Annotated in this window: 19 protein-coding genes; 9 read left to right on the top strand and 10 right to left on the bottom strand. The window is 41.1% G+C overall.

What is annotated here, in order from left to right:
• Positions 1-504 precede the first annotated feature (504 nt).
• The 4 genes from ACFE90_RS21590 to ACFE90_RS21575 form a co-directional block, all read right to left on the bottom strand.
• Positions 505-1056 (bottom strand): hypothetical protein, encoded by a 552-nt coding sequence (locus tag ACFE90_RS21590; RefSeq protein WP_375504131.1) that lies wholly within the window; start codon positions 1054-1056, stop codon positions 505-507.
• A gap of 404 nt (positions 1057-1460) precedes the next feature.
• A complete protein-coding gene (locus tag ACFE90_RS21585) occupies positions 1461-2693 on the bottom strand; it encodes an aspartate aminotransferase (protein ID WP_375504129.1) in 1233 nt (410 codons plus the stop codon).
• Positions 2690-3880 (bottom strand): iron-containing alcohol dehydrogenase family protein, encoded by a 1191-nt coding sequence (locus ACFE90_RS21580; RefSeq protein WP_375504127.1) that lies wholly within the window; start codon positions 3878-3880, stop codon positions 2690-2692. Before ACFE90_RS21580 ends, ACFE90_RS21585 begins: the two co-directional genes overlap by 4 nt.
• 634 nt (positions 3881-4514) lie before the next feature.
• A complete protein-coding gene (locus ACFE90_RS21575; RefSeq protein WP_375504125.1) occupies positions 4515-5036 on the bottom strand; it encodes a Ycf51 family protein in 522 nt (173 codons plus the stop codon).
• 152 nt (positions 5037-5188) lie between these two features.
• Here ACFE90_RS21575 and ACFE90_RS21570 point away from each other — a divergent pair, with 152 nt between their 5' ends.
• The 3 genes from ACFE90_RS21570 to ACFE90_RS21560 are packed head-to-tail and all read left to right on the top strand — an operon-like array spanning position 5189 to position 5666.
• Positions 5189-5362 (top strand): DUF6888 family protein, encoded by a 174-nt coding sequence (locus ACFE90_RS21570; protein ID WP_375504123.1) that lies wholly within the window; start codon positions 5189-5191, stop codon positions 5360-5362.
• On the top strand, positions 5363-5485 hold the full coding sequence (locus ACFE90_RS21565) for a DUF6888 family protein (RefSeq protein ID WP_375504121.1): 123 nt from the start codon (positions 5363-5365) through the stop codon (positions 5483-5485).
• A gap of 43 nt (positions 5486-5528) precedes the next feature.
• Positions 5529-5666, top strand: coding sequence for a DUF6887 family protein (locus ACFE90_RS21560; protein ID WP_375504137.1), 138 nt, complete (start codon positions 5529-5531; stop codon positions 5664-5666).
• 111 nt (positions 5667-5777) lie between these two features.
• Here ACFE90_RS21560 and ACFE90_RS21555 read toward each other — a convergent pair whose 3' ends face one another.
• From ACFE90_RS21555 to ACFE90_RS21545, 3 genes are all read right to left on the bottom strand, one after another.
• The gene (locus ACFE90_RS21555) at positions 5778-6290 is read right to left on the bottom strand and encodes a hypothetical protein (protein WP_375504119.1); all 513 of its coding nucleotides are present in this window, start codon (positions 6288-6290) and stop codon (positions 5778-5780) included.
• A gap of 470 nt (positions 6291-6760) precedes the next feature.
• On the bottom strand, positions 6761-8122 hold the full coding sequence (locus ACFE90_RS21550) for an O-antigen ligase family protein (protein WP_375504117.1): 1362 nt from the start codon (positions 8120-8122) through the stop codon (positions 6761-6763).
• Positions 8104-8946 (bottom strand): YaaW family protein, encoded by an 843-nt coding sequence (locus tag ACFE90_RS21545; RefSeq protein WP_375504115.1) that lies wholly within the window; start codon positions 8944-8946, stop codon positions 8104-8106. Before ACFE90_RS21545 ends, ACFE90_RS21550 begins: the two co-directional genes overlap by 19 nt.
• Positions 8947-9090: 144 nt before the next feature.
• Between ACFE90_RS21545 and ACFE90_RS21540 the strand changes: the two genes are divergently transcribed.
• From ACFE90_RS21540 to ACFE90_RS21515, 6 genes are all read left to right on the top strand, one after another.
• On the top strand, positions 9091-10155 hold the full coding sequence (locus tag ACFE90_RS21540) for an NAD(P)/FAD-dependent oxidoreductase (protein WP_375504113.1): 1065 nt from the start codon (positions 9091-9093) through the stop codon (positions 10153-10155).
• A 332-nt stretch (positions 10156-10487) separates the two neighbouring features.
• Entirely contained in the window at positions 10488-11390 is a 903-nt protein-coding gene (locus ACFE90_RS21535; protein ID WP_375504111.1) for an SIMPL domain-containing protein, read from the top strand.
• Positions 11391-12136: 746 nt separating this feature from the next.
• Positions 12137-12541: a VOC family protein gene (locus ACFE90_RS21530; protein ID WP_375504109.1), complete on the top strand. Its 405-nt coding sequence runs from the start codon at positions 12137-12139 to the stop codon at positions 12539-12541.
• Between the two features lie 749 nt (positions 12542-13290).
• Positions 13291-14211 (top strand): bestrophin family protein, encoded by a 921-nt coding sequence (locus tag ACFE90_RS21525; RefSeq protein WP_375504107.1) that lies wholly within the window; start codon positions 13291-13293, stop codon positions 14209-14211.
• Positions 14212-14329: 118 nt separating this feature from the next.
• The gene (locus ACFE90_RS21520; protein WP_375504135.1) at positions 14330-15166 is read left to right on the top strand and encodes an alpha/beta fold hydrolase; all 837 of its coding nucleotides are present in this window, start codon (positions 14330-14332) and stop codon (positions 15164-15166) included.
• A 178-nt stretch (positions 15167-15344) separates the two neighbouring features.
• The gene (locus ACFE90_RS21515) at positions 15345-17069 is read left to right on the top strand and encodes a serine/threonine protein kinase (protein ID WP_375504105.1); all 1725 of its coding nucleotides are present in this window, start codon (positions 15345-15347) and stop codon (positions 17067-17069) included.
• A 12-nt stretch (positions 17070-17081) separates the two neighbouring features.
• Here the strand turns inward: ACFE90_RS21515 and ACFE90_RS21510 are convergent, their stop codons facing one another.
• The 3 genes from ACFE90_RS21510 to ACFE90_RS21500 all read right to left on the bottom strand — a co-directional run bounded on the left by ACFE90_RS21510 (position 17082) and on the right by ACFE90_RS21500 (position 20965).
• Positions 17082-17870, bottom strand: coding sequence for an ABC transporter permease (locus tag ACFE90_RS21510; protein WP_375504103.1), 789 nt, complete (start codon positions 17868-17870; stop codon positions 17082-17084).
• Between the two features lie 79 nt (positions 17871-17949).
• On the bottom strand, positions 17950-18930 hold the full coding sequence (locus ACFE90_RS21505) for an ATP-binding cassette domain-containing protein (protein ID WP_375504101.1): 981 nt from the start codon (positions 18928-18930) through the stop codon (positions 17950-17952).
• 388 nt (positions 18931-19318) lie between these two features.
• The gene (locus tag ACFE90_RS21500) at positions 19319-20965 is read right to left on the bottom strand and encodes an ABC1 kinase family protein (RefSeq protein WP_375504133.1); all 1647 of its coding nucleotides are present in this window, start codon (positions 20963-20965) and stop codon (positions 19319-19321) included.
• Positions 20966-20996: the final 31 nt, after the last annotated feature.

The following is a 20996-nucleotide window of genomic DNA, read 5'->3' as shown; positions in this document are numbered from 1 at the left end:
CCCGGTTGATGCACTAGCGTTTAGTGTACTCTATCTACCTGCAATCTGCTGTAATTTGACTACTTAATAAGTATTGGCAGTAATTAAGCTTAGTAAATCTCATTACCTTAAGCAACATTTATCTAATACAACCTCTACCTGTTTTCTCATAAATATTTCAATAGTGTTTCCTTTTGCAGCGACTTCTTATGCGTTGACTAAGCTTTCGGAATCGGATTCAATTAATACTCATGTACTATCAACTAGCGATCGCCCTGTGCCTGTTGCGTAACTTATATAGTACAAAAGCACTATATTTTAGCGATCGCCTGTGCCAGTTGCATAAGTCCTGAAATTGTCAGAGCGTTTATAACAATCTTACAATCCTTGGAAGCTCGAAAAAGACATAATTCACTCACAAACGAATAGCACACTTGAAAAAAACTCGTGCTTCACTTCTTTCTATCAAAGTGATCGGGAACTGATTTATGAGGGTTAGAGAGGGGTGAAGTTTTTTATTAATGATTAATTTTGAGAATTTACTTCACTTTTGCTTAACCAAATCACTAAATCATCTGCATAAATTTCTATCTCACTTACTAAAGTTTTGACATACAGAATTCCATTACTAATGCTTAAATCTTTGATTGGATACCATAAATCTCTTGTATGGATTAAAATATCCAATGGAATTCCTCGTTGTAAAGTATTTTTGCGATTTTTCCACCAAGCTTGCCATAAAAATACAGATTTAGTACATTGCAACCTATAGTTTTTAGGTATTTCGCAGTGTTTATAATGATAGAAACCACTACTATCTATATTTCCTTTCAGGAGATAATTGGATTCTGGTAAAGCCTGATTCAGTAATTCCCAATGGGATGAGTTAGACAGAATCAAGAATTCAGTTTGTGTCGTATTTATTTGGGCAGTGGCAATTATGCCTTCAGCCTTTGTTGCCAGACGGTTAGTATTATAAACTGTTTGTGCAGCTAAAGAACGATTTGCTAATAAAATATCTTTTTTCTGGATAGAGTTGGATACGAACTCTCGAACTAAATCTAAATCAGACAACATAAAATTGTTTATACTAAATCAACTAGTGTTGTAAGTTATATAACACTCTGTATTTAGTAATTACACTGCTTTTGTCGTCAATCCGGGTAATTCTCAACTTAATTTATACAGCAACGGGCAAGGAGGTTAGGACATTAACTGATGATAAAACCTATATACAAACAGACTTTCAACCTAGTCCCCAGTCCCCTGCTATACTGACTTCATAGTTGGGTAAAAGCTGTGTATTTCATGCGGCGGACTGCGCCTACGCAGCAATTAAGTGTGCAAAAATATACGGCAATGCTTGCCATTTTGGAAAAAATCACTCGTCCAAAATGCCAAGGTCACCGCAGGATTGATGTGTGCGCCAAACACGATCAGCAATCATTTTAGTCATGTAATGTTGGGTTTCCTTCCTCTAATCAACTAACGAGATCGGCGATCGCTTCTGAAGTAGAAATTACGCTTTCAGGTTGATAGCGGATGCCAGCTTGCTTGAAGCGATGTAAAGCTTCACCCAAGCGATCGCAGTCGGCAATCAAACTGATCCTTACATAACCCTCACCTGCAACCCCAAAGGCATTACCTGGAGTAACAACAACACCAGTTTGCTGCAACACATTCAAGGCAAAATCCGTGGAACCCATACCCACAGGACACTTCACCCAAAGATACATAGTCGCCTTGGTTTTGGGGATATCCCAACCCAACTCTCCTAACCCTTGAATCAGGAAATCGCGGCGGGTACGGTAGCGTTGTTGTACCTCGTGCAAATACACATCTGGCAATTGCAAAGCGGTTTCGGCTGCTGTTTGTAATGCGGCAAAAATGCCGTAATCCAAGTTAGTTTTTAGTGTTCGTAAGCCTTGAATTACATGACGATTACCTACCACAAACCCAACGCGCCAACCAGCCATATTGTAGGTTTTAGATAAGGTGTGAAATTCTACACCAATTTCTTTCGCGCCGGGAATTTCTAGCAAGCTAGTGGGTTGATAACCATCAAAAGCTAACTCGGCATAACACAAATCATGCACCAGCAAAATTTCATATTTGCGGGCGAAGGCGACGATTTCTTCAAAAAATTCGCGGGGGGCTGTGGCAGCAGTGGGATTACTGGGATAGTTAAAATAGAGAATTTTAGCAAGTTTTGCAACCTCCTCAGGAATTGCAGCTAAATCGATTAACCAGTCATTTTCTGGTTTAAGAATCAAACTGTGAATTTTTCCACCTGCGATCGCTGGTCCCCGAAAATGTGCAGGATAAGCTGGGGAAGGAACTAGAACTAAATCGCCAGGGTTAACGTAGGCAAGTGCTAAATGGGTTAATCCTTCTTTAGAACCCAGTAGCGGCAAAGCTTCACTATCAGGATCGAGAACCACACCATAACGGCGATAATACCAGTTGGTAATCGCCCGCCGGAAACTAGCAGTGCCTTCAAAAGGAGGATAACCGTGATTGGCAGGATCTTTTAAAGCAGCGATCGCAGCTTCTACAACTGGTGCTGGTGTTGCGCCATCAGGGTTTCCCATACCCAAATCAATTAAATCTAACCCTTGTTCCCGCGCTTTAGCTTTCAGTTCATCTAAACGGGCAAATACATAGGGTGGCAGTTTTTGTATACGTTCTGCTGGGACAATCCAATTTAAACTCATGCTTCAACCTCGTCACTGATTCCCTTGGGCGAAACTCGATTCATATCTCTACTATCTATGGGTGCAGTGGTGGAAACCATTGCCGCCATTAACTGTTCTGGCGCGACTTTAAATGGAAGTCGATGGATGTCAGAATTAGGAACTAGGGCAATTTCGGCGGCTGTTTGCAACTCGCCTAATCTAATATTGCCCAATCCCAGATCACTTAATTTTTGGGGCAGTCCAATTTCTGTGTAAAACTTTAACAACTGTTGCCGTGCTGATGCTGCTAGTTGATTGCCTTGTAGCATTTCTTCTAAACGCAATTGCACCAAAATCCCAAAAGCAACTTTTTCGCCATGAATACTGCCATGCCCTGAAATGTGCGTTAAACCATTATGCACGGCATGGGCCGCCACTGTACGACACTGCGCCCCTCCCAGTCCTCCAACTACGCCAGCTAATAAAACAGTCGCGTCTACGACTTCTCGCCAAACCTCACTACCTGGTTCTTTCAGGGCAGGGGCTGACTTTTGCAACAAGATATCTCGCAAAACTCGCGCTTGTTGCACTGCGGCAATAATTAAAGTGTCTTGCAAATGCCCACTGCTAACTGACGCTTCATACCACTTAGCGATCGCATCACCAATTCCAGCTACTAAAGTCCGTTGTGGTGCAGTTTTAATCAAGTTATAATCAAGTATCAATAAATCGGGACAACGAGACAGCCCCACATCGTAAAGAAACGCCCCCTCTTCGGAATATACATTCGACAGGGCACTCCAAGCTGCACAGGTAGACGCTGATGTAGGAATTGTCACCACTGGTAACTGTAACTGATGCGCGACTAATTTCGCCGTATCTAAGGCTTTGCCACCGCCAACACCGATAATTACATCAGCTTTATGTTCTTTTGCTTTCTTCTGTAAAGATTTCAGGCTAGCTTCACAGCAATCTGCACTGTATGAAGCTTGGGCAGTATGTAGTTGTTGCGTTTCTAAAACTGGAAGCAAATTTTTTCGGCTGATGGCGAGAGTAGAATCACCTGCCACAACTAAGGGACGACTTCCCAAACAGGCGATCTCTGCTGCGGCTGCTTGCAACACCCCAGAACCACGGATTACCTTTGCTGGGGCAACTGTGAGCGTAAATAATGAACTAGAGGTTTGAGTAGACAAAGAAGGTTGAGTAGAAATTTGATTAGACATATAATCTAGTTTGCCAAAACCTTGATATTTCTTAATCTAATAGACTGGTGACAAGGAATACTTGTTGCCAAACTGTTTTTTAGATGGCTCCAACCTTACACCCGACTCATTTAGATTTGAGCCAAGCAATAAACTATACAGAGTAGTTTCACAAAGTTGCTTGAATCTATAATGCCCATTAGCCTAAAATTCCGAACAATCAAAGTTTTGAATAACCGTATAATTAATTAACATTACCATTCTCAGATTCTCAAGAAAAGGGATTGAGAACTGAATAATCTGTCAATGGTCATTCCAGCTATGAATAGCTGCGTAGGGGCAAACATTTATCTGTAAGCCCCGACAGCTAATTCATTTGCCGCAAAAACTTGTGAAAATGTCAACAGTGGTAATTAGGATAACAACTGACAAATCACAACTGCCAGTACCCACTACCCACACGTTAATTGACTTTTTCCCAAAGTGTAACCACTAAAAGTGTGAATATCTTAATCTAAAAATAACTATTAATGTATCGGTAAATACAAAATAAATCATGTCATCCTGATAACAGGTAAATTTTCCTCTTGCATGAGACAGGGGATAAGGAGAAACTTGTACAAAAATTCCCCCTGCCCCCAGCAAAAACTGCCTCTTAAGCGGTAGGTTTTGGCAATTGGGCGAATTTTTCTGTGTAAATTTCGATTGCGATCACAGAATTTTCACGAGAAACGAGCGATCGCTTGGCTTCACCCAAGTAAACTGGTACAGAAGTCCCTGGTTCCGGGTGGATAATGGTACGAGCGCGAACAGTCAACTTGTCCTCTTGCCGTGTACCCGAGCGACCAGAAGAAAACAGATTACTAACTGCTTGACGTAAAGTTGCATCTAATTGTGTAGGTGTAATTTGGGGTGATGTGGCGATCACGGCTTGTGTTGACCCATTGTCATAAACTAAAGTGTACCGGGCTGCTCCTGGAATCACAGTCCGACTCAAGGGGACTATCGAGAGTGCAAATAAACCACCCGTCAGCACCAGCATAAAGCCAGTCGTACCCACCAGCCGAAAGCGGATGCCCCATTTGAGAATAAAAGCCAAAACTGTTAAGGCAGCAAATAACAAGGTAGCTATACCTGACCATTGGGTGTACTGAAGAAAGTTAGCTGTTGTGAGCATAAGGTTGGTTATGGATGCGTCTTTTTTTCGTTACCGACACACCCATTTTACCGAGAGCTTACACCATACTGGTTATCGTAGTCTTTAATGTCAATCAGAATATTGGGTGCTATCGCAGTCATAATAAAGTTTAAACTTGGGTTTAGCCTAAGTTGAGCGGTGAAATAGAGCCAACCTCAGAACAATTGAAACAGTTATACCGAGTCTTGACTTGGCTAACGCGAATGTATCTCCCAGTTTACCTAGTACAGCACGGCGGAAATAAACCACCCATTCCAAATCGCCAAAAAGTCTGCCTTATAAGCTTTTTGACTTTTGACTTTTGAATGCGTGACTTCCGCCATGCGGTACTAGTTACCTTAGATGAGCGAACAAATAACATCGTAGTAATAGCAGGTGAAGAGAGAGTTGTAGTAATTAATCCAGAAGCAGTGGTTGATTATGAATAAGCCTAACTTTAGAGAAATGACACGCAAGCAATCGTGAGATTATATTTTACAAAATCGTGGCGATAGCGAAGCAATTCACGCCCTAGCATTACACGTTCAGTCTAATGGTAAACGTCTCAATTCAGTAGATGAACTACAACAAGTCATCCAAGAAAAACGTAACCAAGGCTTCGAGCCATAGCTAAAAAACAAATCATCACTCCGTTAGGGAGCAATGCGATTTTGTTAGGTTGTAGCGAATAAAGCTGGGAAAGAAATTGCTTAACCAACTTCCCCAGCCTCCCCAATTTTTCTAGAATAGTATTGGCTCACCAGAGATAATATGGGAACTTTTAGATGTCTGCAACCTAGTTTGAACACTATCAATGATTGCTAGCCAATCGGCATCTCTGTTCCATTCAGAACGAATTCTGATTTTAGTCGCCGCGTCGTAGAGGTTACAAAAAACCACATTCTCTTTTCCAGCAATTGCAGCGATAATCAGGGGTTTGGAAAAGTCTTGGACACATGATACAGCTAAAAGGAAAGTTTTAGCAAAGTTCGTTTCTATCCCAGTCCTAACAACATAAATTTCATCCGCCCTAACAACGATATCTAATTTAATGTTGTCCCTTTCTCTAAATTCTTTCGTCGTTAATTTAAGTTCGGATATATAGCCAGTTAGACCTGTTTGTTGTACAGGAATAGTTTTATCATTATCGTAGTTATACCACAAGTAGGATTCCCCGTTTAATTCTCCGCTTTTCACATACAAATAAATAGGTTCTGGCGGGTTGCAAAGACCTAATTTCATTTCAGTAACCATGTTTTACATTCCTTTATGAAAGCTCAAATTATTTCAGATATTCCGTCAAATCAACAGGTTTTAAAATTGTGTTTAACTGAAGAAAAATAATAAATATACAAAAGGGCATCTACAAGAGATGCCCGTCATGCAGGAAAACCCAAAGGGTTGTCCCTACACCTTCCCAACAATCAGCAACAGTAACTAATTAGTTATTAGTTACACTCACAGACGTGAATATAGTAATCTTATTAACTTAAAACTCTAAATGTCGCCAGTGCATACACTGAAAATAAAAGGATAGATATAGGACTTACGCACTGTACAAAATAACTATCTTGTGCATTAACGTAAATACGTTGTTTCAGGCTTTTGTCAATCACCTTTGATTGGGTGCGATCGCCAAAATATCATTGAAAAACCTAGCTATAAGCCTTGAAAATTATACCTGTTATTTTGGCTTTTCTGTCAATGCGTAAGTCCTAAGATATTTAAAGTTGCTGTTTGTCATTTCCTGACTCATTTGGATGAAATGCAAGCTGATCATGTAGGTTATAACGATATACTACTCCACAAACAGCAGCTAAAATTAACCATGAAAACGCATTCAAGCGAAAATCGAATATGATTACATCCACTGTATTCAATAGAACCCACCCAACAAAAGCCAGAAGATAACTGAAAAATATCAATCTGTCTTCTTTATTTATATATTTTGACTTTCGGAGTAATTGTATACCTGTAATCAAAATCCAAGCGAGTAAGCCAAAAAATAACAGAGTACTGGGAAAACCAGTTTCAGCAGATAACATCAAAAACAAGTTATGGGGATGACCCAAGCTAGTATGCATCTGCGCTTTGTAGAATGTACTAAAACTATGTAATCCCCAGCCAGTCCAAGGATGTTCCTGAGCTAAAGACCAGGCAAACTGCCACTGAGTTTTTCGCATTAAAGCGACTGGTCTATCTGGATACATGTCATCATTTAATCTTGCCCAAAAGAAGGCAGGAACGTACTGACGAAAAAATTGAGCGACTGGCGAGGGAGCAAAAGCTGCCAAAAGCACACTAGAGATGATCGCAGCAATGCCACCCACAAGAAGGCGCCAACCTTGGTAGAGTGCATAAGCTAAACAGGCAAAAATAGCGATCGCCCACCCATTACGCGAGTTAGTAAAAATTAAGGTGATGAAATTTGTAATCATCGCCACGGTTAGGAAGAGAAAGGGGAGATGAGAGGGAAATGACTGTTTACTCTTGATTCTTGATTGCTGATAGTTTTCTACCCACAACCCTAAATTAAGAATGAAAATTATCGCTAGATAAGCTCCGAAGGTGTTAGCGTGCAAGAAAAGTGAAGCGATGCGACCTGGCGGATTTCCTCCTGGTACGATTATCCAATTCAACACAACCCATGAAATCTCTAAATTCAAACTCCAGCCCAAAAATAACTGTCCCAAGCCAATAATTACCAGGGGCATAGAACCGATCACCAAAACCCAAGCCATTTGCCGCAATTGGGCAAATGTTTGAATCAGGGCGCTATGGGCAACAAAAAGTAAAAAGAAGGGTAATAAATTAAATAAGCCGAGGAAAGCTAATGTCTTGCCATCGGCAAACCCAGCACTCATGAGTAGCAAGACACTCAAAAGGGCAAATCCCCAGTTGAGGGGGCGGCGACTAATTTTGTGGGATTGTTTCAACCAAGTTATTAATGATACAAAACCGATAGTCACAGCCCCCACTAAAGGACTCAATGGGAAGATTAACAGTGCCCATAGAGAGTAGTTCCAAGCAGATTGCCAACGAGATTTAAAATAGTCAAAAACCTTGTTCAAGCTGGCTCCCAACATTCCTGACGAGTGAGGCGAATTTGAGCTAAGGTGAAAATAGTCGGGATGATCCTACCGTAGTTAGTGGCGATCGCTCTCCACCCTAAATCTGCAAAAAACCAAGTCCACATTATCGGCCCAATCACAGCAAACATAGTGCGGGCTGCTCCATACCGAGCTGCGCTCATAGTCATACCCCGTCGAGCCATTTGCATACTTACATAGCTTTGAAATTGCGTTGCAGCTGCTTCTGAGCCTGTAATTGCCGCTTGTTTGGCTACTTCATAAGTAGCAAAGTGGATGGCAAATTGACGGGCAATTTGCTTAAGTACAAATGGCTGGAGCATGGAAGTAACAGCGATCGCACTACCGCCTTTGAAAAGTAACCCCAAGGGATCACGTTGCAATAAAAGTGGTAGCGGTTCTTTTAGTTCTGATTTGACAAGCTGACGCTGCACCTGTACAGTCAATTTTTGCTTTTCCTGTTCAGGCAGTTTTTTCCACACCTGTCCTAGCAGATGCAAAAATACTTCTGCTTCTAAATCAATGGTTGCCAGCTGATTAGAATAGGGAATTTTTAGATACTTACATACGTGAACTAACGCTTCTCGGTAAGTTACCTGGCCTGTGCGTCCCCGCAATACTGTCATTCCGTCTGCCGCCAAAAAGCGAAAGCGACCCTCTAATGCATCTAGCCAAGCTTTGCGGTCTTGGCTTTGCACTTCGATGGGTTCGGGTGTGTGTACATAGTCTAGAGGATTGAACTTACGACTAAATAGAATTGCCGTTAAATCTTGCAGTTCTTCTTCGGTTGCTAACTCCAGCGCCGCCCTCATTTCATCCAATTTCTCTTCCTCCCTTCTATGCAGCTTTGTGTACCTTATTCTACTATTAGCTTTCAGCAGTCATTAGTAGTAATTTTGTCCTTTGATAATAACGAATAACTAATGACTAATAACTAATAACCAATGACTAAGGACTATTGACTCATGACTGATATTGCAGTGATTGGTGCCGGAATAGCCGGTTTAGTCTGCGCCCAGCAGTTAAGTCAAGCTGGATATTCCGTACTAGTGGTGGAAAAGTCCCGTGGTTTGGGAGGAAGGCTGGCTACACGTCGCTTGCATGAAACTTGCGCGGATCATGGGGCTTGTTACCTGGAGCCAAAGGGTGAATTATTTAAACGTTTTGTGGAGATATTGCAACTGCGCCATATCCTTGAAGTTTGGACAGAGGAGGTTTACGAACTCACCGCAGACGCTCCTTTATCTGAACCCAAAAACCGCAGGCCGCGATATGTTGCACCTGGAGGAATGAGTGCGATCATTAAATCCCTCGCCCCAGGTTTAGAAATATTACTGAATCAGCGTGTCATCGCTATTACCCCAACTCTTGAAAATAGTTGGCGTTTGACTCTCGAATCTAGCAACGAAGAATTAGTTGCAAAAGCTTTAGTCATCGCCATTCCTGCACCCCAAGCTGTGATGCTGTTGGAACCTTTGGGTGAAAGTGTATTGGATACAATCTTTCTTGATAATTTGCGTTCTGTGGAATTTTACCCTTCGATTAGTGTGATCGCTGGATATTCTCCCACATCCCAACCGCTCCCTCAGTGGAAAGCTCTAACTTTTGTGGATGATCCTGATTTAGCATGGATTGGTTTGGACAGTAGCAAGCGTCCTAACCCTCAACAACCACATTTTGTGCTGCAAAGTAGCGCTGATTTCGCTCAACGCCATCTAGAATCTCAGAATTTACAACCTGTCGGACAGCTTATGTTGCAACAAGCAGCTGAATCTCTGTCTTTTCCTTGGCTGAATACTCCCGAATGGATGCAAGTACATCGTTGGCGTTATGCTTTTCCTAGCCGTCCTTGGCATCAAGCTTTTTTGTCTGCCGGAACTCCCTTTGCTTTAGTTTGCTGTGGTGATTGGTGTGGCGGTAATCTTGCAGAAGGTGCGATGCTTTCTGGATTAGCTGCTGCTGATGAAATTAATAATCAGTTGCGTCATCTACCTTTAAATAATGTGAATTTTCTAAACGTTTTTGTCTAATACCTTCATCTGTCGCTAGACTGATTTTGCCGTCTAGGAGTCGCTATTTTTCTGAGTTACTAAATCAACATGCAACAAATAAGTTTTTTAGATGAAACAGCAAATTTGGCCGCAACCCTAAAAAGTAGTCATTAGTCATTTGTCCTTAGTCATTGGTATTAATGACTAATGACTTTGATTTCCCCACGGTTATGAAAACCAGCGATCGCGGGAGCGTGTCGGAAATACTTGCGATGTTTTCGTAGGCGTGGGATTAGTTAATATTTTTTAAGTATATTCCTCTTGAGGTGTAAACTTTGACAATTACTAGGTTCAAAGGATATTCCCAGGACATGAGAAAAATAACTGCTCTAATGGTGGTAAGTATTACCGTGGCTGTCGGGGTAGGAGCATTAACGCCCAAAGTCACTAATGCCCAATTATTTTACCCACCAGCAAGCGATCGCCATTCATTAATGGTAATCGGTCAAGGGGTGGTGAGAGTGCCAGCAGATACAGCCGATATTGAATTGGTATTCAGTAGCGGAGGTAGCAATGATGAGTTACAAACACAACCATCATCTCTACCCCAAACCCGCCGCATATCCTCACCCTCCGGGTTCGGCAGTCCCTCTTTGTTGGAACAACAAGACCGGGCTGCCTCACCGACTCTACTTTTAAATTACAAAACAGTAGCAGAATCTTTACCAAGCAAAAAATCACTAACTAAAGCAACTCTCCAGCCTGTAGTTAATAGCCTAGTTGCCAAAGGAATTAGTGCTGATAAAATTCAAGTGCAAATTAACGCTAATTCCAATGAAAATAACGCCAAGATATTGGTGAGACTAGAAAAGCCAACACGTGTTAGCGCAGCTCCTCCTTTGGAGGCTCGCGTCCAGGAAATTATAGGTACAGCGAACAAAGCAACAAGCGAAATTGAAAACCTTTCCGTCAAGAGTGTGGGCGTTGAGTACGCAGTCAATGATTGTCAGGCTTTGCAGAGTTCAGTTTACCAATCTGCAATGAAAGATGCTCAAAGCCGCGCTCAGGCTTTAGCAACTGCTATGGGTGCTAAACTTGGTACTCCTTCTGTAGCCGAACCATTTTATACATTACTATATCCCTCATGTAGTTCTAAAACTGGAGTTCCTTTACCGTCATTTGCTAGTTTTTTATTATCACCGACTTATAATCCAAATGCTCCAGCAGAAGTAGAGATGAAAAAGGATATTTTTGTGACATATACAACGAAATAATCGTTTACATTAGGTGTGATCGCACTTTCATTAAGTCAAGATTAAGAGTGCGATCGCTTAACTATTTTGCTTTGCCCGTAAATACTCACTGTTATGAGTAAGTTGATAGAATATCAATAAGTTAACTGGTTAGATATAAAAAAATTTAGGAATTCAGATGCAAGTGTATGTCTGAGAATCGAGTCACGATGCAACAGAAATAAAAGTAAAATATCCACTGGAGTTGAGATTAGATAGGGGTGATTTTAAACACCAGTAATGAAAAAACTCCAGAAATATTTGTGGCAAATCTGGAGCCAGGAAAGATACGCATTTACCTATACCAAATTTTCACCGTAAGAGAATCCTACGTCATCAGGGTATACACTCAAATGTGGATAAAAGTCTATGAGGACAAACCACTGTGCTTCTCGTTTACCAACTTCTCTATCGGAAGTAACGCAAAACAGCCCCAGTTAATCTGAGGCTGTTTTGCGAGAGTTATTTGGTAAGAGGGGTACATTAATAACTGATGCCCCATATTTAGATATAGATAATTCAGTATACATTCCTATTCAGCCGTGTTTTGGCATATCCGGATGATTTGGAAAATTGCGTAGGTGCAGCCCGTCGTAGACATCGCTTATTTTCAAAAAGAAACTCCAAATGCCTTAAACGCATCTGGAGTAGTAACAGGTTTCTAACATCAATCAATTGTGACCGATGCGATCGCCCGATGTCGTTAGGGTATATACTCAAATGTATTTATGTCTGTTCATCCGCAAATCGACGAGCAAATTACCTTCTTTTATACCCATAATCTCAATGCATCTAGAGAATTCTACGAACAAAAACTCGGTTTGGAGTTATGGCTCGATCAAGGAACCTGTCGAATTTATACTGTCAGTGGTTCTGGATACTTAGGTTTGTGTCAAACAAGCGAAATATCAACTCCTCCAGCTGACAAGCAATCAAGTGTCATTTTTACCTTGGTAACACAGCAGGTAGATGAATGGTTTGAATATCTTAAAGAACGTGGGGTTGAATTTGAAAAACCACCTACCCTAAACGAAAAGTACAACATTTACCACTGTTTTTTACGCGATCCCAGTGGTTATTTAATTGAAATTCAACGTTTTGAGACTACCAATAAAAAAGATATAACTAAATAAGTTATGTCTAAAGGTCTAATTTACAGAGCAGGATTTGTATCTGACTTTTCAAGGTATCTGGAAAACCCTCTCCTTTTAAGCTACGGTGTACACACAAGTCTTACCGCAGCCATATCTTAATTAATAAATCTCGCACTGCGTTTCTATTCTGCCTCGGAATGAATTCCGAGTTTCATAGCTGAACTTCAGTTCTGGGCGGGATATCGGTGAGTATGACAGTTTCACTCTGACAAAAATGTGCGTAGAGGACGACTTGTGTATACACCGTAGCCTAAAAAAAGAGAGACTTTAAATTTCCCCCCTCCCCCGTCGGCAAGGGAGTTATGGGGTTAGGTTTTTCGTGGGTTTTTCCACATGGCCTAAATTGCCAGGATTTGTACAGGTTAGAACTTTTTGATTTCTGGGGTTGCTGACCGATAGCCATGTATCTTTTCTTTTATCGATTTATCGGCGTGAGGCGCGGGATTTATACTGCTAACGATAAATCTTTACATTTCGTTACAATTAACCGCGATTGCTTTTGACTTTTATATAACAGAAGGCAATACGCTTGGGATCAGCCTCCCTTAGCTATCTTAGCAGATTGTAACAGAAGGTAAGAGACAGTTATTACCGCCAGGATATCCTGTGATGGCAACAGTATTTATTACAGTATCCTCTTTGCCAATTGTGCTATTACTATAGTTATTATTTTTAAAGTATCGATATTTTATCTATCGGTTCACTAAATATTCTCTTAGGGTGACTGCATGACAGCCGAAAAACTCACATGGTTACGCACAAAATTGCAACTTAAAGGTTCAGTTCTGAAAGCAATTTATAAACATATTTTCTGGTGTGGATCTTTTGGATTTTTGATTTCTCTACTTGACCATTTTGATTTGCCTGTATCCCAACCTATTTTAGGAAGTGTTATTCCTAGTATTGTTTTAGGCTTGTTACTTGTATTTCGCACAAATACTGCTTATGAAAGATTTTGGGAAGGGAGAAAATGCTGGGGTTCTCTAGTAAATAATATCCGAAATTTGGCCCGGCAAATTTGGGTATCTATTGACGAGATTTCTCCAGAAGATAAAGAAAATAAAATTACAGCATTAAATTTATTGGTAGCTTTTGCTGTGACAACTAAATTACATTTGCGGGGAGAAGTAGTCAATAGCGAGTTAGAAGATTTAATGCCATCTAGTAAGTATATAAAACTGAAGATTATGAATAATCCCCCCATAGAGGTTGCCTTTTGGATAGGAGATTATTTACAGCAGCAGTATCATCGCAATTGCCTTAATAGCTATCAGTTAACATCTATGCAAGAATTATTAAATAATCTTGTGGATAACTTAGGAGCTTGCGAACGTATTTTAAAAACGCCTATGCCATTAGCTTATTCCATTCATCTGAAGCAATTATTGTTACTATATTGTTTCCTGTTCCCATTTCAAATAGTGAATAGTCTGGGTTGGTGGACAGGTTTAATTGCTGCTTTCGTTGGTTTTACAGTATTTGGCATTGAAGCCATCGGCTTGGAGATAGAAAACCCCTTTGGTTACGACCCTAACGACTTACCTCTAGATGCGATTTGCGAGACAATGAAACGCAATATTGACGATTTAATTACTCTGACTCCAAATGCGCGATCGCATCCAGGTAATTTGACCTATGATAAAAGTTGAAATGGAGAACAATTTCCAAACCTTGATTATAGCTGTCAAGTCCTATCTTTTTGCGTCCATCTTCTTTCGCAATAATATATAAACGCGAAACTATCTCTTCATTGGTGGATGTGCAATGATGCCTGTACGTCAAACTTTATCAAAGCCTGATATCCAACTTTCTTACTTAGAGTGGAATCAAGGGCAAGAACCCTTACTACTGTTACACGGCTTAGGCGACCATGCTGTAGTGTGGTCTAGCTTAGGAGATTACTTAGCGGCAGACTACCACATAGTTGCACCAGATATGCGCGGACATGGCCAAAGTAGTAAGCCTGAGAAAGATTATAGCTTTGAGAGTGCGATCGCAGACCTCGAAGCACTAATGGATCATCTCGGATGGACTTTTGCCCATATTGTCAGCCACTCGTGGACAGGCAAATTAGCCGCCATCTGGGCAAGGCAAAACTCAAAGCGTTTGCGGAGTATAATTCTAGTCGATCCAATTTTCATCTGGAAAATGCCCAGCCTTTTCAGGGTAACTTTTCCCATGCTGTATCGCTTCTTGCCTTTTCTCAAAAGCATGGGCCCCTTTGCCAGTTATGAAGAAGCCGAACAACAAGCACAGCAGTTAAAGCAATATCAAGGATGGAGTTCCTTACAACAGCAAGTTTTCCAAGCAGGAATAGAACAAAAACTCAATGGTAGTTGGGGCAGCAAATTTACCATAGCCGCCCGCAACGGGATTTTTGAAGCAGTAATGCAAGTGCCTGGTTTTACAATTTCTCTTGACACCCCTGCCATGTTCGTCCAGCCAGAACAAGGATTGAACCGCCAAAATTGGCAAATTCAACCATACAAAACCTATCTTAAAAACTTACGCATCTGCCAAGTTCCCGGCAATCATTGGCCGTTTTTGACACAACCAGAGGCATTTAACCAAACTGTAGCAGCTTTTTTGGCAGAATACAGATAGAAAATCTCATAATTATTGGACGGGATTATCATACGGCAACAGAAGAATTAATAGGAGCAATGTCTAGCGACAAACTGCTACGCGTCTGCATTCTCCTTAAATCAGTTATTCGTTATCAGTAACCAGTGAACGCTGATAACTAATAACTGATAACTGTTAAAGTACGGATAAGCTAGTCATGAGCCTTTGTATCAATCCCGTTTGCCCTAAACCAAACCACTCGGATAATTATCAAAACCGCTTTTGTCAAAGTTGTGGTTCCCATTTGGAATTGCTAGGGCGTTATCGGGTGACGAGCCTATTGAGTGACAAAACAGGGTTTAGTAAAGTTTATGAAGCTTATGAACAAGATACCCCTAAAATCCTCAAGATACTCAAAGACGATTTATCAGGCGACGCTAAAGCAGTAGAACTATTTCAGCAAGAAGTAACCGTATTAGGACAACTCAAGCATCCCGGCATTCCCAAAGAGGATAGTTATTTCCAATATCAAACCCGAAATGGTTTAGTGTTGCATTGCATTGCAATGGAAAAAATCGGTGGATACAACTTAGAACAGTGGTTAAAGCAGCAGCAGAGTTACCCTATCTCACAGGAACAAGCTGTGGCTTGGTTAAAACAATTGGTAGAAATTTTGGATTTAGTGCATGGTAAACACTACCTGCATCGAGATATTAAGCCATCTAATATAATGATTCGATCCCCCCTTAGTAAGGGCTGGGGGGACTTGGTACTAATTGATTTTGGCACTGCCACTGAAATTAATAGAACCTACCCAGACAAACTCAACAACGGCGACGGGATGACAGCACTTATGTCATCTGGCTACAGCGCTCCAGAACAAATGAATGCTCAAGCAGTACCGCAATCAGATTTCTTTGCCTTGGGGCGCACATTTGTATTTTTACTCACGGGATACCATCCTTTAGATATGTATGATATGCAGCAAAATTTATTGCATTGGCAAAATCATGCTATCCATATCTCACCCTTACTATTGAATTTAATTGATTGGCTCACAGCACCGGATATAGAAAAGCGCCCTGCTAATACCCAAGATATTTTACAACGCTTAGAAAAAATTGAAACACAACTAACAGAAACTACTCCTGAAAATGTTAATTTAGGAGAGAATAGTAACATCAAGCAATTGCCACCACTAATTACCGAAACTTCATTTGCTCCACAGAAACAGCCAGAAGAAGTACCACTACTAAAATTTTTTGCAGCGCTGCTAGTGATATTAGGATTAATTAGTATAGTGGCTTTAGCAACGCGGACATCAAAATTTTCTGTAAGGCAAAATTATGGGCAATCCCCAGAAAAAAAAGGTAATATTGATTATTTTCCTTATAAAGAAGGTAGGGATAGTCAGGGGAGGGTAGCCGAATTTAATATAGCTGTTTTGTCAGTAGAATATAAATGGCTTTTAGGTAGTAATTTTCAAATTAAATATAATGATGAAATTATTAGTCTTGACCTTTTAAATTTAAATTTAGAACAAGAAGGTATACAGAATATAATGGAAGACCCTAGTGAGATTATATCTGTAGGCACAGTTTCTTGTAAAGGTAATATAGAAGTTCAACAGCGAATGGCTCTAGAACGTTCCAAACAAATACAATTTTTCGTAAAAAAATTATTTATTAATACACCAAGCATCAAAGGTTATCGTTTATTAAATTTGGGACAATTTCAACAGAGTGATTGTCAGACAAATGAAGATTTAACTAAATATCAGAGAAGTATTATAATCATTGGTGTTAAAAAACAATCACCAGGTGTCATTCTTGATGAAGCATTACGGAATAGGTTAGAAAAGAAGCCTTTTGCTGATTTTAAGTTAGAAGATTATTCTTTGGGAACGGCAGAAAATTTTAAGACGATACCGAGTAATTTATAAATTATAAATTGCTCATGCTCCCATCCCAGAGTACCGCTTTAAACCTGCGCGCCAAAGAAAGCGATTCGCACCCAAAAAGACTAATATCCATCCCACCATTGACCCAAATCCCCGCCCTATATCCACGGGTAGCCCTACCAAAAGACTCGCAGGAAAATCAATCAAATAGGGAAAAGGCGTAAACATCACTATTTTCTGCAGAGGTTCTGGGAAGACCTCTAAAGGTGCTATCAAACCAGATAAAAATAGATAAAACAACAACCAAAAATTATCTAAAGCGCTAGCCCGTTCTGTCCAAAAGGCAAACATGGCAAAGGTGTACTGAATCGTAAACCGCAAAGCAAAAGCTAGCACCACCGCCAATATAAACAGCAAAAATCTACTCAAACTTGGCAACCAAAAAGCTTGAGGATAAAGAATAAAAAATAATCCCACTAATAGTAAAGCAAACGTTAGCCGAACAAATCTTTCAGAAATATGACCCGCAACATGATGCCATACTGGGTCGAGTGGTTGTAGCAACTTGGGCGAAAGCTTGCCTTCCACTACCTCTGTTTCAAAGTCCCAAATTACCCAAACAACTGTTAATTGCCTAATGACGAAAACTGTGATGAAGTAACGAGCAAAATCCACAGGTGATAGCTCAAACTGCCCGCCTTCTGCTGCCTGTATCCAGATACCCATAAGGATAATCGGCAAAGACCCAGCCAAAACCCATAAGATTAGTTCTGCTCGATACTCAACCATATAGGCGTAGTATACTGACAGCAAAGTTAAGGCTTTTCTGATTATCCGCTTCATTTATTCACTTCCCGCTACAAAAATTACCCACCCTTGTAGAGACGCGATTAATGTACAGACGCGATTAATCGCGTCTCTACTACACAACACCTGCCTGAAATACTCGTCCAATTACTTCCTCTACAGGCGGTTCAGTAACTGTTAAATCAATTACCTCCAAATCCGTCAAAATCTTAGAAACGGTGCGTGTAAGTGCCTCTCTAGATACCATAAAATGCACCGATCGCCCTTCTAAGAGTTGCACATCACCATAGGTCATAAGTTTTTCTATCGGTAGAGGTTGGGCTAACTCTATATGAACTTCCCGGTATGGGGCAAAACGTTCTAGTAGTCCATCTAAACTACCGTCATACATTAGCCTTCCCTCGTGAATCAACAGCACTCGTTGACACAGAGCTGTGATATCAGCCATATAATGACTTGTCAACAGCACTGTAGCTTGATAACGCTGATTGTAGTCGCGTAAAAAATCGCGCACCGCTACCTGAGCATTTATATCTAGTCCCAGCGTTGGTTCATCTAGGAATAATACGTGGGGACGGTGCAAAAGCGCTGCTAGCAATTCTGCCTTCATCCGTTCACCCAAAGAAAGCTTCCGTACTGGCTGGGTAAGCTTGCCTTCTAGGGAAAGCATCTCTGTTAGTTCTCCCATCCGCCGTTGGAACTCTTTATCAGAGATGTTGTATACAGCAGCATTAATTCTCAAAGAATCCAGCGCTGGCAAGTCCCAAATTAGCTGCTGCTTTTGCCCCATTACCAAGGTAATTTTTTGCAAAAATGCTTCTTTCCGATGAAACGGAATTTGTCCAGCTACTTGAACTGTACCGCTAGACGGATGAATCAGCCCCGTAAGCATTTTGAGTGTGGTGGTTTTACCAGCCCCATTTGGGCCCAAAAACCCCACTACTTCACCAGGGGCAATTTCAAAGGAAACATCCTGAACTGCTTGAATTGAGCGGTAGGTGCGGCGAAAAAAGTGGCTGATTGTACCTTTTATACCCGGACTTTTAACTGCCACTGGATAAGATTTACTTAGCTTTTCAGCAATGATGATTGACATATTTTTTATATTAGAACCACAGATGCAGACAGGTAAATACACATAAATCATTAGTGTTTAGCGCTATTTATCAAAACAGAATTCAAGAGTCATATAAGGAGCAAAGCCAAAGACGGAGCGCCTCTGGTCAAAATTCATGCTGAATTCTGACCAAAAAAGCGGATAGCGCAGCGTTATCAGTGGTGAGTCTAAATCCTCCTCTGATAGCCCAGCGTTAGCGAGTCTGCGTTCGCGCAGCGTCTCGTAGAGAGCGTTTTGATTCTGGCTCCTGAATTCTAACTCCTGAATTCTTCTTCAACTGTGGTTTCAAATATTAAAGCAGGGATTTTCGCTAGTGACATATCATGATTTCCTGTGGTGGGCATTACTCAAGCACAACACATAGACTTTAGCGTAAACGTCCCGATCGCAATGTACTAATAATTAACCACAAACCCAATAAACTAGCGACTGCAAACAGGGTGGTGCTTAAAAAAGATAGCTGAGTTGTCTGCGCTCTGGTGGAAATAATTGCTGCACCCATAATCAGTGAACCCACTAATATACTAAAAGATAGTCGGTTCGCTGCATCGTCCATAGTGCGCCGCACACCATCTAACCCCCGCAGCGATAAATTCCACTGTAAGGTTTCCGAGGTAACTCGGTCTAATAACAGTTCTATTTGGCGGGGAGATTGGAGAGACAGACTTTTAATATCTAAGGCTGTCCGTAATAGCGATCGCACTGGATTATCGCCTAGTAATTGCCGACGAAACAAGTCTGTAATTAATGGTTTAACTTCATCAAAAAAGTTAAGCTCCGGGTTGAATGTCCGTGCTACACCCTCTAAATTCGCTAGGGTTTTAGCATACAAACCCATATTGCTAGGTAATCTAATTTTGTTGTTGCGGGCAACTTGTAAAACTTCATAAATTATCTGACTGAAGTTGATTTGCGTGAGGCTGACATTGTGATACTTTCGCAACATGCGATCATAATCATTTTCTAACCGCGACAAAATTACTGGTTGAGCAGAATCTGATAACTGCAAAGTTAATTGAGCGCACCTTTGAGCATCTAAATCAACGATCGCTAACAACATCTCTGTTAATATCTGCTGTGTGCGGGGATCAAGTCTTCCTACCATGCCACAGTCTAAGAGGGCAACACGACCATCTTTGAGATAAAACAAGTTTCCTGGATGGGGATCAGCGTGAAAAAAACCATCAATATATAGTTGTTGGAAAAATACCCGAAATAACAAAGTAGTTATTTCTTTACGCTTTACGGCAGGGTCTTTAACGTTGGGGTCATTATCCAAATCCGCCGCCAGGAACGGCACTCCATCCAGCCATTCCATCACCAGTAATTTTGCTGTGGTCAATTCCCAGTTAATTTCTGCAACCACTATTTGTGTGGGATCATACCAGCGACTTTTAGATAAGTTGCGCCGCAGTTGGTCTGTAAAACCCGCTTCTCGTGTAAAATCTAACTCGGCTTCTAGAGCTTTAGTAAATTCTTCGGCGATGGATTTGATTTCATAGGTTTGCCCAAACTCAGTCCGCGCCACTAAATCGGCAATACCTTGAATTAAAGCAATATCTTGGGCAATGGTCAGATCAATTCCCGGACGTTGCACTTTCAGAGCAACTTCTCGACCATCTGCTAATGTAGCGCGATGTGTCTGAGCAATTGATCCGGCTGCTACTGGGATCGGGTTAACTGTGCTGAAAGTTTCTGCTAGTGGAAGTTTTAATTCTTTACGGAGGATTATTTCTATCTCTGACCAAGGAACTGGTGGTACCTCGTCTTGTAGGGTTGATAGTTCCTCAATGTAGGCAGCGTTCAGTAAATCTGGACGTGTAGACATTAGCTGACCAAGTTTGACGTAAACTGGCCCCAAGTCTACCAAGATATTTTTTAAAACCGCAGGTGTAGGTAGCTGGGGTTCATCAGCTTTGCCACCAGTAAGTAACCTTCGCATATAGTCCCAGCCATTGCGAAGGAATACTTCAAGAATTTCTCGTTGACGGGGAACAGTTTGGGTGAGGAACATTTTTGAGAGTGGGGAGTGGGGAGTGGGGAAT

The organism is uncultured Nostoc sp. (assembly GCF_964245445.1).
GTDB lineage: Bacteria > Cyanobacteriota > Cyanobacteriia > Cyanobacteriales > Nostocaceae > Nostoc.
Note: the sequence above shows the minus strand (reverse complement) of the source record. Positions and strands in the feature narration are given on the sequence as shown.

Coding starts and splice junctions, on each gene's coding strand:
- ACFE90_RS21530 (WP_375504109.1), top strand. CDS start 12,137: ATGTCTGTTCATCCGCAAATCGACGAGCAAATTACCTTCTTTTATACC.
- ACFE90_RS21540 (WP_375504113.1), top strand. CDS start 9,091: ATGACTGATATTGCAGTGATTGGTGCCGGAATAGCCGGTTTAGTCTGC.
- ACFE90_RS21580 (WP_375504127.1), bottom strand. CDS start 3,880: ATGTCTAATCAAATTTCTACTCAACCTTCTTTGTCTACTCAAACCTCT.
- ACFE90_RS21575 (WP_375504125.1), bottom strand. CDS start 5,036: ATGCTCACAACAGCTAACTTTCTTCAGTACACCCAATGGTCAGGTATA.
- ACFE90_RS21520 (WP_375504135.1), top strand. CDS start 14,330: ATGCCTGTACGTCAAACTTTATCAAAGCCTGATATCCAACTTTCTTAC.
- ACFE90_RS21515 (WP_375504105.1), top strand. CDS start 15,345: ATGAGCCTTTGTATCAATCCCGTTTGCCCTAAACCAAACCACTCGGAT.
- ACFE90_RS21565 (WP_375504121.1), top strand. CDS start 5,363: ATGCGTGACTTCCGCCATGCGGTACTAGTTACCTTAGATGAGCGAACA.
- ACFE90_RS21500 (WP_375504133.1), bottom strand. CDS start 20,965: ATGTTCCTCACCCAAACTGTTCCCCGTCAACGAGAAATTCTTGAAGTA.
- ACFE90_RS21535 (WP_375504111.1), top strand. CDS start 10,488: ATGAGAAAAATAACTGCTCTAATGGTGGTAAGTATTACCGTGGCTGTC.
- ACFE90_RS21585 (WP_375504129.1), bottom strand. CDS start 2,693: ATGAGTTTAAATTGGATTGTCCCAGCAGAACGTATACAAAAACTGCCA.
- ACFE90_RS21510 (WP_375504103.1), bottom strand. CDS start 17,870: ATGAAGCGGATAATCAGAAAAGCCTTAACTTTGCTGTCAGTATACTAC.
- ACFE90_RS21590 (WP_375504131.1), bottom strand. CDS start 1,056: ATGTTGTCTGATTTAGATTTAGTTCGAGAGTTCGTATCCAACTCTATC.
- ACFE90_RS21505 (WP_375504101.1), bottom strand. CDS start 18,930: ATGTCAATCATCATTGCTGAAAAGCTAAGTAAATCTTATCCAGTGGCA.
- ACFE90_RS21555 (WP_375504119.1), bottom strand. CDS start 6,290: ATGGTTACTGAAATGAAATTAGGTCTTTGCAACCCGCCAGAACCTATT.
- ACFE90_RS21550 (WP_375504117.1), bottom strand. CDS start 8,122: ATGTTGGGAGCCAGCTTGAACAAGGTTTTTGACTATTTTAAATCTCGT.
- ACFE90_RS21525 (WP_375504107.1), top strand. CDS start 13,291: ATGACAGCCGAAAAACTCACATGGTTACGCACAAAATTGCAACTTAAA.